Genomic DNA, 14,473 nt, shown 5'->3' with positions numbered 1-14,473 from the left:
ATCCGCCGGAAAAGCGGATGCACAGGCCCTTCCCGTTTGCCGAGCCTTCTCCGTATTATTGTTATAGGAATAACGGCATGCGGCACACGCAGTGCTACAGAAAATTACCACACTTCTTTTTTCTGCGCGCCGTCACCTTACCATAAACTTTTCCGCCGCAGGCGTTTGCAACTAATCATCCTTGCGGCAGGAAAAAACTCTTATAATGCGTCATGATTCAGCGGTTAGATGTTGGCATTGTTGCCTTTTATTGAGATGAGATCCTTCCATGATGTATTCGAATAAGAACTATGATCTGCCTCAGATTATGTTTGGCGTGTTGTTCATCTCGTTGATGACCATCGCCAGTATCTGGGTGGTGCAGCCCTTCATCCTGGGGTTCGCCTGGGCCAGTATGGTGGTGATCGCCACCTGGCCGCTGCTGTTGAGATTGCAGGCGCTGCTGTGGGGCCGGCGATCGCTGGCGGTGGTGGTAATGACCCTGCTGCTGATCCTGCTGTTTGTGTTGCCGATTGCCCTGCTGGTGAACAGTGCGATTGAAAATGGCGCACCGCTGATGGCGCTTGCCAACGATCCTTCGCAACTGCACCTGCCGACACTGGAATGGCTGCGTGATATCCCGATGGTGGGCAACAAGTTCTATAACGGCTGGCACAGCCTGCTGGATGGCGGCGGCAGCGCGCTGGTGGCGAAGCTGCAACCATATATCGGCCGCACAGCCAGCTGGGTCGGGATTCAGGCCGCCCACCTCGGCCGCTTCATTATGCACTGTGCGCTGATGGTGCTGTTCAGTGCCCTGCTCTACAGCCGTGGTGAGCAGGTTGGCATGGGGATCCGCCATTTCGCTTACCGTCTGGCCGCAGAGCGCGGTGACGCGGCGGTGGTGCTGGCCGGCCAGGCGATCCGAGCCGTGGCACTCGGCGTGGTAGTGACGGCGATTGTCCAGGCGGTGCTGGGCGGTGTCGGGCTGGCGATTGCCGGCATCCCTTACGCCACGTTACTGACGGTGCTGATGTTTATCCTGTGTGTGGCGCAACTGGGGCCGTTGCTGGTGCTGATCCCGGCGATCATCTGGCTCTACTGGTCTGGTGATACCACCTGGGGCACGGTACTGCTGGTCTGGAGCTGCATTGTCGGCACGTTGGATAACGTCCTGCGCCCGTTATTGATCCGGATGGGCGCCGATTTGCCGATGATTCTGATTCTCTCCGGCGTTATTGGCGGGTTGCTGGCATTTGGCATGATCGGGCTGTTTATCGGGCCGGTGGTGCTGGCGGTTTCTTACCGGTTAATCTCCGTGTGGGTCAGTGAAGCCCCGGAACCGGAAAAAGATATTCGTGATGCCGCGCACAGTCTGGATGAATTAAAATAAAAAAATTTGGGGCGGATTAAGTAGCTTTGCTGAATCCGTTCCCACTCTTCCTCTGTTATTTCTCAACGGGCCTGACCTGGCCGACTGTTGATAAAAGAGTAAGATACCTGTTGGGAAACCGGTTTATTTATCATTATAAATATTTTGTCTGCTTTGAAACCCTTAAGTCATCGTAATCATTTATCTCACAATGCCAGAATGATTAGGATGATTCTTAAAGACTCCACTGCCCCATCTCTCTAGTATTGTTGGTAATTCGGATTTCAACCCACTGATTTATATACAACCTTTCCCCTGAGTGAGTATAGAGAATCATCGAATTGCTGTGTGTAGTCTTTGCCCGTCATCCTATGATGGGCTTTTTTTTTGGTTTTTCAGCCGCTAAACGGATAATTCCACAGCACTTTAAAAAAACCGGTGTCATAAAAAACCGGCCCTCTTAATTGCGGGTGGCGATAAAAAAGCGCAGATTTTATTTCCGGTGTGATGATATTTTATTTTTATGCTGAAACACGTGCGTAAAAAGAGAATGCCTGAAAAAAAAGGCTGATAAGTAAATCGGTTTACAGCCCCTGCCGGGATGAGATAGTGCGGACGCCGGTGCAAAAACACCACGGCCTGCGCCGTGGTGTGCGTTGGTGAATTACGCCGGCTTTTCTGCCAGTGCCAGCCAGGTCTGTACCACGGTATCGGGGTTAAGCGACAGGCTGTCGATCCCTTGCTCCATCAGCCAGGCCGCGAAATCCTGATGGTCGGACGGCCCCTGCCCACAGATGCCCACATATTTACCCTGCCGTTTGGCGGCCTGAATCGCCATCGCCAGCAGCGCTTTCACGGCCTCGTTACGCTCATCGAACAGCTCTGAGACCACGCCTGAGTCGCGGTCCAGTCCCAGCGCCAGCTGGGTCATGTCATTGGAGCCGATGGAGAAGCCGTCAAAGTGGTCCAGGAACTGGTCGGCCAGCAGGGCATTGGACGGAATTTCACACATCATGATTACTTTCAGCCCATTCTCGCCGCGTTTCAGCCCCTGCGCCGCCAGTTCAGCGACCACCGCTTCCGCCTGCGCCACGGTGCGCACAAACGGCACCATAACTTCCACGTTGGTCAGCCCCATATCATTGCGCACCCGCTTCATCGCCTCACACTCCAGCGCGAAGCAGGGTTTGAAACTCTCAGAGACATAGCGGCCGGCCCCACGGAAGCCCAGCATCGGGTTTTCCTCATGCGGCTCATATTTCTCGCCGCCCACCAGGTTGGCATATTCATTGGACTTGAAGTCAGAGAGGCGCACGATCACGCGTTTCGGCCAGAAGGCGGCCCCCAGCGTAGCGATCCCTTCGGTCAGGCGGGCCACGTAGAACTCCACCGGGTTGTCATACCCCTGCATCAGTCCTTTGATTTCCGCCTGCAACGCCGGTTCCTGCTGGTCAAACTCCAGCAAGGCGCGCGGGTGAACGCCAATCATGCGGTTGATGATGAACTCCAGGCGCGCCAGCCCAACGCCTTCATTCGGCAGGCAGGCAAAATCAAAGGCGCGATCCGGGTTACCAACGTTCATCATGATTTTCAGCGGCAGCGGCGGCAACTCATCAATTTCTGAACTGTGTACGCTGAAGTCCAGCATCTCACTGTAGACGTAACCGGTGTCGCCTTCTGAACAGGAGACCGTGACCTTCTGGTTCTCCTGCAGGCGCTCGGTGGCGTCCCCACACCCGACCACCGCCGGAATGCCCAGCTCACGGGCAATAATTGCCGCATGGCAGGTACGGCCGCCGCGGTTGGTCACAATCGCGGAGGCTTTTTTCATGATCGGTTCCCAGTCCGGGTCGGTCATGTCAGTCACCAGCACGTCGCCGGGCTGGATGCGGTTCATCTCACTGATGTCATGGATGACTTTAACCGGGCCGGCCCCGATGCGGTGGCCGATGGCGCGCCCTTCCACCAGCACCTTACCGCTGGTGTTGAGCTGGTAGCGCTCCATCACCTGGCCGTTGGAGCGCACGGTTTCCGGGCGGGCCTGCACAATAAACAGCTTGCCGGTGTGGCCATCTTTGGCCCACTCAATGTCCATGGGCCGTTTATAGTGCTGCTCGATCAGCACCGCCTGCTGCGCCAGCGCCTGTACTTCCTCATTGGTCAGGCAGAAGCGCCCGCGCTGTTCTTCCGGCACATCCTCAATCTGCACCTGTTTGCCGTGCTCCTGGCTGTCGGCGTAGACCATGCGGATCTTTTTCGACCCCAGCGTACGGCGGACAATCGCCGGGCGGCCATTGGCCAGCGTGGGTTTATGCACGTAGAACTCATCCGGGTTCACCGCGCCCTGCACCACCATTTCACCCAGGCCATAGGCGGCGGTGATGAACACCACCTGATCAAAGCCTGACTCGGTATCAATAGTGAACATCACGCCGGAGGCTGCCAGATCGGAGCGCACCATCCGCTGCACCCCGGCCGACAGCGCTACGCCGCGGTGGTCATAGCCCTGATGCACCCGGTAGGAGATGGCACGATCGTTAAACAGGGAAGCGAACACATGCTTCACGGCCACCAGCACCGCGTCAAATCCCTGTACGTTGAGGAAAGTCTCCTGCTGACCGGCAAAGGAGGCATCCGGCATATCTTCTGCTGTCGCGGAGGAGCGCACGGCAAACGAAGCATCGGCATCATCGGCGGAGAGCGTTTCATACGCCTCGCGGATCGCCTGTTCAAGGGAGGGCTGGAAAGGTGTTTCGATAATCCACTGGCGGATCTGGTTGCCCGCTTTTGCCAGTTGGGTGACATCATCAATATCGGTCTGGTCGAGCAGTTGATAGATACGCTGGTTGACGCCGCTCTGATCCAGAAACTCATTAAACGCCCCGGCCGTGGTGGCAAAGCCGTTGGGCACAGAGACACCCAGCTCAGACAGGTTAGTGATCATTTCACCCAGGGAGGCATTTTTACCGCCCACTTTATCCACGTCATGCATACCAAGCTGGTTGTACCAGAGGATATTACGCACGTCAGACTCTTTATTGGACATCGAAGCAATCCTTTTGACATTCAGTAAGATACAAATGGAAGCATTTCTGGCTGATTATTCAGCGATTCCAGCCTAGCACATTGATCCATATCGATTGGATGGGTGAATCGATACAACTCTCTCAATCCCAACGCTTTAGGATTAATCCGCGCTGTTTCTGCCGGGACTAAAAAGCGACAATTGCTTGATCGACGGGGTTTTTCCCTGAAAAGTGCCCCTAAGTGAAATTAAATTTTCCTTACCCTTAATAAAGGAATAAATGTTCCTTCGTTAACAGGCGAGCTGCAGCGGGATTTCACGTAACAAAGGGTTTCATTCGCCTGAAATTTTATGCTGTGCCAGACTGGTTTCAGGGCCGGTGTCGGCCATAAAACAGACAAGGAGATGGATGTGGAAAGGTGTGTGTTCTATATCTCAGACGGAACGGCCATCACGGCAGAGGTGCTGGGCCATGCGGTGCTGTCACAATTTCCGGTGAAGGCGACCATTTTTTCCCTGCCTTTCGTGGAAAACGAAGGGCGCGCCCGGGCCGTCTGCCAGCAGATTAATGAGATCTACCAGAAAAGCGGCGTCCGCCCGCTGGTGTTTTACTCCATCATCTCCCCGGCCGTGCGGGACATCATCAATGGCAGCGCGGGCTTCTGCCAGGACATTGTGCAGGCGCTGGTGGCGCCCTTGCAGCAGGAGCTGGGCGTTGACCCCACGCCGGTGGCCAACCGTACCCATGGCCTGACCGAAAGCAACCTCGGTAAATATGATGCGCGTATTGCCGCCATTGACTACACCCTGGCGCACGATGACGGCATTTCGTTGCGTAACCTCGATCAGGCGCAGGTGATTTTGCTCGGCGTCTCCCGCTGCGGCAAAACGCCCACCAGCCTCTATCTGGCGATGCAGTTCGGCGTGCGTGCCGCCAACTACCCGTTTACCGCCGATGACATGGACAACATCCAGTTACCCGCCGCGCTGCGCCCTTACCAGAGCAAGCTGTTTGGGCTGACTATTAACCCGGAGCGGCTGGCGGCAATCCGTGAGGAGCGGCGCGAGAACAGCCGTTACGCCTCTCTGCGCCAGTGCCGGATGGAAGTGGCGGAAGTGGAAGCGCTGTTCCGCAAACACCAGATCCGTTACCTCAACAGCACCAACTATTCGGTGGAAGAGATCTCCACCAAAATCCTCGACAGCTTCGGCATGAGCCGCCGCCTGTTCTGATCGCTGGCCCGGCAGGCATACGCCTGCCGGCGCACGTTTTTCGCTACTTTTCACGTTGTCGCGTCAATACTGCCTGCATAACGCATCACAGATGGTTGAAATCATCGCCATTTGCTTTATTGTGATCGCCATCACTTCCCGGCATTCCTGCCGCAGCGAAGACCCAATTTGAGATCGTTATGAACAAAACCGATGAATTGCGGACCACGCGCATCGACAGCCTGATCACCCCGCAAACCCTGGCCGATCGCCTGCCGGTTTCTGCGGCGGTGGCCCAGAGCGTGACCGGCGCGCGTCAACGTATTGAACAGATTATCAGCGGCGCGGATAAGCGCCTGTTGGTGGTGATTGGCCCCTGCTCCATCCATGATGTGGAAGCCGCCATTGACTATGCCCAACAACTCAATGAACTGCGTATCCGCTATCAGGATCGGCTGGAGATCGTGATGCGCACCTATTTTGAGAAGCCGCGCACGGTGGTGGGCTGGAAGGGGCTGATCTCTGATCCGCACCTGGACGGCAGCTATCAGGTTAACCAGGGCATTGAGCTGGCGCGCCGTTTGTTGCTGGCCGTGAATGAACTGGGCCTGCCGACCGCCACAGAGTTCCTGGATATGGTGATCGGGCAGTATATTGCTGACCTCATCAGCTGGGGGGCGATTGGCGCACGCACGACCGAGAGCCAGATCCACCGCGAAATGGCCTCGGCGCTCTCCTGCCCGGTGGGCTTTAAAAACGGCACAGACGGCAATACCCGCATCGCCATTGACGCCATCCGCGCCGCCCGCGCGCCACACATGTTCCTGTCACCGGACAAGAACGGCCAGATGACGGTCTACCAGACCACCGGCAACCCTTACGGCCATGTAATTATGCGCGGCGGCAAGACGCCGAATTACCGGGCGGAATACCTCCAGCAGGCGTGTGACAACCTGCGCGAATTCGCCTTGCCGGAGCGGCTGGTGGTGGATTTCAGCCACGGTAACTGCCAGAAAGTCCACCGGCGTCAGCTTGAGGTAGCAGAAGACATCTGCGGCCAGATCCGCCGCGGCAGCACCCAGATTGCCGGGATCATGGCGGAAAGTTTCCTGGTGGAGGGCACCCAGCAGGTGATCGCCGGAGAACCGCTGACCTATGGCCAGTCGATTACCGACCCGTGCCTTAACTGGGGCGACAGCAAAACGCTGCTGGCGATGCTGGCCGATGCGGTGGACAGCCGTTTCTGACCGGTGCCCTGCCCCATAAAAAGGAAAAGCCTTGCATCTGCAAGGCTTTTTTATGTCTCCGGGTCAGCTGGAACAGGAGATCTCCAGGTGTTTGCCCCAGTCCGGCGGCAGGGCAGCGAAATCATCAAACGCCGGATCATCACTGTACGGGTCACGTAATGCCTGATGCAGCCGCGTCAGGGTGCTGATGTCATCTTTCTCCGCGCCGTCAATCGCCTGTTGCGCCAGATAGTTACGCAGAATGATGCGTGGGTTCACCGCTTTCATCGCCTGCTGGCGCTCGCCGTCGCTGATACCCTCCTCCCGCAGCCGTTCACGGTAGCCCTGATACCAGCGGTCAAACGCCTCACGGTCGATGAACTCATCACGCAGCGGGGAGACCGCCTGATCCTGCTGCACATCACTCAGTAACCGGAAAGTGCGAGTGTAATCCCGCCCCTCTTTGGCCATCAGGCTCAGCAGGCCGGTCAGCACGTCGTTGTCTTTGGCGCTCTGGGTAAACAGCCCCAGCTTGGCACGCATCTTTTCACCGAAGGCCGCCATCAGCGCCGGCTCATACGCTTTCAGCGCCTCCTGCAACACCTCCGTCGGCATCAGGTCAGAGAGCGCCTGCGCCAGCCGGTGCAGGTTCCAGAAGGCCACCGCCGGTTGGTTGTCAAAGGCGTAGCGCCCCTGATAGTCCGAGTGGTTGCAGATGTAACCGGGCTGATAATCATCAAGAAAACCAAACGGGCCGAAATCGATGGTGAGGCCCAGGATCGACATATTATCGGTGTTCATGACGCCATGGGCGAACCCGACCGTCTGCCAGTGGGCCATCAGCCGCGCAGTGCGCTCCACCACATCGGTCAGCCAGCGTGCATAGCGATCCGGTGCCTGCGCCCACTGCGGCCAGTGTTTGGCAATCACGTAATCTGCCAGCTGTTGCACCTGATCAGGCTGCTGACGGTAGTAGAAGTGCTCAAAATGGCCGAAGCGGACGTGGCTCTCGGCCACCCGCAGCAGCATCGCACCACGCTCCTGCCGCTCGCGGTAGACCGGCTCATCGCTGGTGACAATGGTCAGCGCACGGGTGGTCGGGATGCCGAGATGGTGCAGCGCCTCCGAGGCGAGAAACTCACGCACCACAGATCGCACCACCGCCCGGCCATCGCCCATCCTTGAATAAGGCGTCAGCCCGGCCCCTTTCAGGTGCCAGTCAACATGGCGGCCATCCCCGAGCTGCTGCTCGCCAAGCAGGATGCCGCGCCCGTCGCCGAGCTGCCCGGCCCAGACGCCGAACTGGTGGCCGCTGTAGACCTGCGCCAGCGGCTGCATACCCGGCAGCAAGCGCTCCCCGGCCCAGACCGGCGTGTTTTCCGTGCTGAACCATGACGCCTCCAGCCCCAGATCCTGGGCCAGGGGTTCACTGTGGTAGAGCAGACGTGCGCCTTTCAGCGGGGTGGGTGTCAGGGCGGTGTAGAAGCCCGGTAGTTGGGTAAAGTAGGTATTATCAAATTGTGGCATTAATGTATCCCCCTGCTGACAGTGTAGAACGCCGGGCGGGGAATTCATACCGGGCAACGCCCGGTGGGCAGGTGATAACCGGCAGAATTCAGCGGAATTCAGGCGGCTTTTGCAGCAGGCTATCAAGCTGGCTGCCATCCCGGCTGGGCCAGAGCTGGCCCTGCACGCCGGCCAGCGGCAATTCAGAAAACGCATTGAAATAGGCCGGGGTATCGACCCCTTCAATAACAATGCCGTGGCAGAAACGGTTAACGTTACGGATAAGCGAAGGCATCACGATAGTGAAGTGTTCACCATCCACCAGCTGCCAGAAAAAGGTCTTATCGACTTTTACGTAATCGAACAGCCCGTCAAACAGGGGGGTCAGGGTAGCGTTGCCGGAGCCAAAGCTGTCCAGCCAGAGGGTAAAATCACGGCGTAGCGCCGAGAGCACCGGGTTACGTTTGCCGCTGGAGAGCGCCGGGTAAGACTCGGCAATCTCCAGGTGGATAAACGGCAAGGCTTTCAGATGGCGGCGCAGCACCGGCTCCTGCACGATAGCCCGGGCGCACGCCTCACCCACATTCAGGTTCAGCGGCACTCCTACCTGGCGGAACCAGTCAGCATGCTGTTCGGCCCAGGCAATCTGTTCCATCAGCAGCGCCACAATCTGTGGCCGCTCCAGTGACTTCATCACCAGTTCTGTCGGGGTGCTCAGTTTATGGTCTTCACTGTTAAAACGCACGAGCAGTTCAACGGCCAACAGCGCACCTTGCAAGGTGTAGACAGGCTGGAAGAAAAAGCTGCTGATGAATGTCGTATCGCGTTGTATTTTCATTTCAGTTCCGAACAGGCATGGGGGCGCTCGCCTCCGGCAAACGCCAGCGCCGTGCCGCACTGCACGCGTTATGCGTGGATATAAAGCATTATGTTGTTTTCCAAGAAAAATTTAAAGGAGGGCCCGGTTTTTTAAGAATTTATCTTGCTGTTTCTTTTCATGAAACCATCGTACTTATTTAAGCATTAACTGTATAAAAAATAACCAACAAAGTCACGCGCTTCTAGGCTGCATGGGCAGGCGTCTGTTTTCCGGGAAAAAGGGTCCCGGCAGGCTGGGGCGCCTGCCGGGAACCACGCCGAAAAATATCGCATCGCCATTAACTATTACCGCCATTAACTCTCGTGGCCATAAACCGCATTACCGCAACCGCTATCTTAAAACCTGCGCCAGCCACGCCGCCAATGCCTGGAGTTCTGCCTGCTGCTGCGGATAGGTGGTGGCCAGCGCCAGGCAACGGGCGGCCACCGCGTCACTCTGGTAAGCACAGCCCACCAGATGCCCGGCCAGCGCCTGAAACGGCTCCGGCTGGAGGCTGTCGGTGAACAGCTGCGCCCGGCTGATATGCCCCTGCTCAATGTCCAGATAGAGGTCAATACCGCCCCAGACGAACCGCTCCTCCAGCAGGTGGCTGAACGCCGGGGCCTTGCCGAAATTCCACGCCCAGCTGCTCTGTCTGGCAAACTGTTCCGGGAAACCCGGCAGATCGGGGAAAACATCCGGGGAGATCACCTCTGCCTCCACCTCTTCGCCATACCAGCTGAAAAAGGCGGCGGCCACGGCGTCACAGATCTGCTGGTGGGTCAGGCCGGGGCGCAGTTCGCTGAGGTTGGCGACCCGCCCGCGCACCGAGGTAATGCCCTTGGCCTGTAACTTTTTGATGTCAGGGTTAAGGTAGTCTGCCAGACGGCTGAGATCGGCATCCAGCAACAGGGTACCGTGGTGGAAGCCGCGATCGGCGGTTTCCCGGTAGGCAGAGCCGGAGATCTTCCGCTCCCCCTGTGGCGTGCTGACCACCAGATCGTTACGCCCTGAGGCCGACGCCGTAATGCCGAGCGACTGCAAGGCATTGAGGATAATCTGGGTCGAGACGGTTTTGTCATACTCCGGCTTGCCGGCCATAAAGGTAAAGCAGGTGTTGCCGAGATCGTGGAACACCGCCCCGCCCCCGCTGCTGCGGCGCGCCAGTTTGATGCCGTCCTGCTCCATGCGCCGGGTATTGCACTCTTTCCACGGGTTCTGCGCCTGCCCGATAACCACGGTTTCCGCATTCCGCCACAGGAACAATACCCGCTGGGTGGTCATCTGCCGGAAAATGCACTCCTCCACTGCCAGGTTAAACCAGGGGTCATGGGAATCAGAGATCAGTAAGCGTAAACGGGGCGTCATGTACCCTCCTTGGGCTGGGAAGCGTGCTAAATGCGCCGCGCCTGCCAATAGACGCGCTTCCAGTAAACGTTGTCAAGGGAGGAACGGGTCACCCCCTGGCTGGTCGAGGCATGGATAAAGGTGTCATCCGTGTCATAAATGCCGACATGCAGACCATTTTCGCCACTGCCGGTCTTGAAGAAGATCAAATCACCGGGCAGCAGCTCATCCCGCGACACTTTGGTGCCGATGTGGGTCTGGTCTTTGGTGGTACGCGGCAGTTGCAGATCAAAGCGATCCTGGAAAGTGAGGTAGACAAACCCGGAGCAGTCCACCCCGCCCTGGCTGAGGCCGCCATAACGGTAAGGGGTGCCGTGCCATTGCCGGAGTTGGTCGTTAAGCTCTGCCACCACGGTAATGGAATCCGCCAGACGCCCGCTTGGCGGCGGCGCATGGCTGCTGCACCCCACTAATACCCCGCTGATGAAAATAATACAGATGAGTAATGGCCAACGTCGCATGGCGGAACATCCTTGATGGAGAAGCGGAACAAACCTCATTTCCCGGGGGAAATCTCCTTGCCCCCGTATCAATGCCGGCGGGCGCGCTGCTCAATGTAGCCTGATTTTTCCCCCTTTCCAACGGAAAAACAGGCATTTTGCCGGGAAGCAGGGATTTTATGCCGTATCGTCACGAAATTTGGCTTATTCCCCGGGCTCAGGCGGTACGGGTAATCAGCCACTGGCGATCGGCGGCGGCATGACGCTGGAAGGTGACGCCATAAACCGGGTCAAGCAGCGCCGGTTGCATCACGGCATCCGGGGAACCGGCGGCCGCCAGCCGCCCCTGATGCAACAGCCAGACGGTGTCCGCCTGATGCAGGGTGTGGTTGAGATCGTGGGCGCTGAGGATAACGCACAGGCCGTGGCCGCACACTTCAGCGATCAGCTGATCCAACGCGGCTTTTTGGGCAACGTCGAGGCTGTTGACCGGCTCATCAAGCAGCAGCAGCCGCCCATGTGGGTTAAGCGTCGGCCAGATTTGGAGCAGTACCGCCATCAGCCGTACCCGTTGCCACTCACCGCCGGAGAGCGCCGTGGTCGGGCGTGCCAGTTTGTCTGCCATACGCAGTTGGGCAGCAAGGTAAGCGATGACCCGTTCAACAGCCTGCGGTGCGCTGCCCGGCGGCTGATGCAGGGCCAGATACTGAAACACCGGCATCATAGAGACCGGTGGCTGTTGCTGGCTCAGGTAGGCCCGGCGCCCGGCCTGCTGCGGCCCATGCGGTGTGAGCAGCGGTTCACCGCCCAGCCGGGCCTCGCCCCCGCTGGCAGCTACCCCGGCCAGGGCCGCCAGCAGGGAACTTTTGCCGGCCCCGTTCGGGCCAATCAGATGCACCTGACAGCCGGCGGCCACCTCCGCACTGAACGGGGCGAGACGCCCCGCCACCGCAAATTGCCGGAGTTCCAGCATCCCTATTTCGCCAGTGCGATCTTGATGGCTTCCATAATGATCGGATCCTGCGGATCCATGTCCGGCGCAAAGCGCTGGATCACGGTGCCGTCACGGCCCACCAGGAATTTCTCGAAGTTCCACAGAATATCCTGGGAGAATTTCGGTTCGCGGCCTTTGCTGGCGAGACGGTTATAGAACTCACTGCCCTCCGCCTGCACGGCCGTTGGGCAGGCATTAATCAGAGACTGGTAAAGCGGGTGGCGGCGATCGCCATTGACCTCAATTTTGCTGAACATCGGGAAGGTGACGCCGTAGGTGCTGCTGCAAAACGCCTGGATTTCTGCTTCACTGCCCGGCTCCTGACCGGCAAACTCATTGCTTGGGAAGCCCAGCACCTCAAAACCGCGCGGGTGCCATGCCTCATAGATCCCTTCCAGCTGTTCATACTGTTTGGTCAGCCCGCATTTCGAGGCAACGTTCACAATCAGCAGCACTGACCCTTTGTACGCCTCCAGCGTGGTGGGTTTACCGTCAATGGTTTGCAGCGGAGTAGAGAATTCAACTTTATTCATCGCATCAGTCCTTCTGTCAGAGTGTTCCGGGCAGCATGCTGCCGCAGAGAAAAGGGAAACCGGTAGGACGGCGGCCTTACGCCTGCCGCTCTTTCAGCCGCACCAGTAACCAGATAAAAACCGGAGCGCCGAGGGTGGCGGTCACCACGCCAATCGGCAGTTCCGCCGCAGGCAGCAGCGTGCGGGCCAGCACATCCGCCAGCAGCAGAATCGCCGCCCCGGCCAGCGCACAGCCCGGCAGCAGGCGGCGCTGGTCGGTCAGCCCACAGAGCCGCAGGATATGAGGAATAACCAGCCCGACAAAGCCAATCACCCCCGCCAGCGCGACGCTGACCCCCACCAGCCAGCCCACGGCCAGCACCAGCAGACTGCGCCACAGGGCGACGTCCAGCCCCAGTTGCCGCGCCTGCACACCGCCCAACGCCAGCAGGTTCAGGGCATTGCCCTGACCGCCAAGCCAGAGCGTAACCGGCAGCAACCCCAGCATCAGCCAGCCCTGCTGCCAGTCGACCCCGCCGAACCCGCCCATCATCCAGTACATAAGCTGGCGCAGATCGAGTTCGGTGCTGAAGTAAACGGCCCAGGTCATCACGGCGCTGCAGACAATCCCCAGCGCCACGCCGACTAATAATAGCCGCGCATTGCTGAGTAAGCGCCGCCGGGCAACCATCAGTAACAAAAAGGTGACCATCAGCGCCCCAGCTACCGCACTCAGGCTGATGAGCCAGCCAGGCAACACCCCCTGCCCCAGCAGCAGCGCCAGCACCAGTGCCACCCCTGCGCCGTTGGCGACGCCCAATAGCCCCGGCTCAGCCAGGGGGTTTTCAAACAGTGATTGCATCACGGCTCCCGCCATCGCCAGCGCCGCACCGGCCAGCAGCACCGCCAGCGTTCGCGGCAGCCTGATCTGCCAGACAAACAGGCGGGCACCCTCATCCCACCAGTGACGCGGGCCGATCCAGGCGTCCCCGGCACTGAGGCTGAGCACCACCACGCCCACCAGCACCAGCGCCAACAAAATCAACCCACGGCGATCGCGGCGGCGTTGCTGCCGTATCAGGTGGGAAAAAGTCAGATCAGAAGAGGCAGTCGGAGCGCGGTACATGACAATATCCGGAGGCGGCAATGCCGGTAAATCAATGGGATTGATCCCCATCCTACCGGGAAGCGGGCGTTAGCTCCAGAGGGGGAAAGCGATGACGTGCGGGCATAAAAAAATCAGACCGCATTGCGCGGCCTGAAGATCTGTCATCGGAATCAATGGCGCGGGCCATTATCCTGTGGCGGTACCGGCTGGCCGTTACCGCCCCGGTGATCATCGCCACCGTGATTACCGCGATCGCCGTTGTTGCCGTTACCATGATTACCGGGATTACCGTTGCCATGGTTGCCATTACCGGGATTGCCGTGGTCATTGTGCCCACGCTCGTCATGGCCGCGCGGGCCGTTATCATGCTGTGGGCCGTTGGCGCGCTGTGGCGGACGGTGCGGCTGCCAGCCACCACCGTTCCAATAGAGCCCGCGTTCGTTACGGTCACCGATATGCTTGTTTTTATGCTCATGCCACCACTGTGGCGGGCGCCAGTCGTATCCGTCCCAGTAATAGCCCCGGTTATCCTGATCACCCAGATGTAATGACACGCCAGGAACATTAATATCAAGAGATACGCCTGCCTGCGCAATTGCCGGCAGCGCCAGAACGCCGCACAACACCACACTACGCAGCAGTAAAGAAGAAGTTTTCATTTTATGCTCACCTTATTTATTTAGGCATGGCTTCTTATATCAACTCTTTATTTTTCCCGCTATCGGCAGATAGCGCATTTGCACATCCATTTCATTGATCTTACAAAATCCTTACACTCAACGGCCCGTTACCTTTTATTTTTAGCCGGGGATTAATCCGCATCCCCTTTAACA

At 58.3% G+C, this 14,473-nt stretch carries 12 protein-coding genes and 1 other RNA gene; 4 read left to right on the top strand and 9 right to left on the bottom strand.

The window, feature by feature from the left end:
* Positions 1-268 precede the first annotated feature (268 nt).
* Together ydiK and rprA are read left to right on the top strand one after the other, a co-directional pair.
* Positions 269-1,372: an AI-2E family transporter YdiK gene (gene ydiK / locus CYR55_RS01695; RefSeq protein ID WP_101814426.1), complete on the top strand. Its 1,104-nt coding sequence runs from the start codon at positions 269-271 to the stop codon at positions 1,370-1,372.
* 254 nt (positions 1,373-1,626) lie between these two features.
* Positions 1,627-1,741: antisense sRNA RprA (gene rprA / locus CYR55_RS01690), an RNA gene on the top strand.
* A 274-nt stretch (positions 1,742-2,015) separates the two neighbouring features.
* Here the strand turns inward: rprA and ppsA are convergent.
* Positions 2,016-4,397: a phosphoenolpyruvate synthase gene (ppsA, locus tag CYR55_RS01685; protein ID WP_101814425.1), complete on the bottom strand. Its 2,382-nt coding sequence runs from the start codon at positions 4,395-4,397 to the stop codon at positions 2,016-2,018.
* A gap of 390 nt (positions 4,398-4,787) precedes the next feature.
* Between ppsA and ppsR the strand changes: the two genes are divergently transcribed.
* Positions 4,788-5,609, top strand: coding sequence for a posphoenolpyruvate synthetase regulatory kinase/phosphorylase PpsR (ppsR, locus tag CYR55_RS01675; RefSeq protein ID WP_101814672.1), 822 nt, complete (start codon positions 4,788-4,790; stop codon positions 5,607-5,609).
* A 179-nt stretch (positions 5,610-5,788) separates the two neighbouring features.
* Positions 5,789-6,835 carry a 3-deoxy-7-phosphoheptulonate synthase gene (locus tag CYR55_RS01670; protein WP_101814424.1) on the top strand — a complete coding sequence of 349 codons (1,047 nt, stop codon included), beginning with the start codon at positions 5,789-5,791 and terminating at the stop codon, positions 6,833-6,835.
* A 63-nt stretch (positions 6,836-6,898) separates the two neighbouring features.
* Here CYR55_RS01670 and CYR55_RS01665 read toward each other — a convergent pair whose 3' ends face one another.
* From CYR55_RS01665 to CYR55_RS01630, 8 genes are all read right to left on the bottom strand, one after another.
* The gene (locus CYR55_RS01665; RefSeq protein WP_101814423.1) at positions 6,899-8,341 is read right to left on the bottom strand and encodes a protein adenylyltransferase SelO; all 1,443 of its coding nucleotides are present in this window, start codon (positions 8,339-8,341) and stop codon (positions 6,899-6,901) included.
* An 88-nt stretch (positions 8,342-8,429) separates the two neighbouring features.
* Positions 8,430-9,158: an EAL domain-containing protein gene (locus tag CYR55_RS01660; protein ID WP_101814422.1), complete on the bottom strand. Its 729-nt coding sequence runs from the start codon at positions 9,156-9,158 to the stop codon at positions 8,430-8,432.
* A 372-nt stretch (positions 9,159-9,530) separates the two neighbouring features.
* Positions 9,531-10,547, bottom strand: a complete 1,017-nt coding sequence (locus CYR55_RS01655; RefSeq protein ID WP_101814421.1) for a lipoate--protein ligase — start codon at positions 10,545-10,547, stop codon at positions 9,531-9,533.
* Between the two features lie 26 nt (positions 10,548-10,573).
* On the bottom strand, positions 10,574-11,047 hold the full coding sequence (locus tag CYR55_RS01650; RefSeq protein ID WP_101814420.1) for a C40 family peptidase: 474 nt from the start codon (positions 11,045-11,047) through the stop codon (positions 10,574-10,576).
* Positions 11,048-11,243: 196 nt separating this feature from the next.
* The gene (gene btuD / locus CYR55_RS01645; RefSeq protein ID WP_101814419.1) at positions 11,244-11,999 is read right to left on the bottom strand and encodes a vitamin B12 ABC transporter ATP-binding protein BtuD; all 756 of its coding nucleotides are present in this window, start codon (positions 11,997-11,999) and stop codon (positions 11,244-11,246) included.
* 2 nt (positions 12,000-12,001) lie between these two features.
* Positions 12,002-12,553, bottom strand: coding sequence for a glutathione peroxidase (locus CYR55_RS01640; RefSeq protein WP_101814418.1), 552 nt, complete (start codon positions 12,551-12,553; stop codon positions 12,002-12,004).
* A 76-nt stretch (positions 12,554-12,629) separates the two neighbouring features.
* Complete coding sequence (gene btuC, locus CYR55_RS01635) at positions 12,630-13,658, bottom strand: vitamin B12 ABC transporter permease BtuC (protein WP_101814417.1); 1,029 nt, start codon at positions 13,656-13,658, stop codon at positions 12,630-12,632.
* Positions 13,659-13,810: 152 nt separating this feature from the next.
* Entirely contained in the window at positions 13,811-14,281 is a 471-nt protein-coding gene (locus tag CYR55_RS01630; RefSeq protein WP_165699515.1) for a DUF2502 domain-containing protein, read from the bottom strand.
* Positions 14,282-14,473 lie beyond the last annotated feature (192 nt).

The sequence above is a fragment of the Chimaeribacter californicus genome (assembly GCF_002858675.1).
Lineage (GTDB): Bacteria > Pseudomonadota > Gammaproteobacteria > Enterobacterales > Enterobacteriaceae > Chimaeribacter > Chimaeribacter californicus.
The sequence above is the reverse complement of the archived record's forward strand: the minus strand, read 5'-3'. Positions and strand labels throughout refer to the sequence as shown.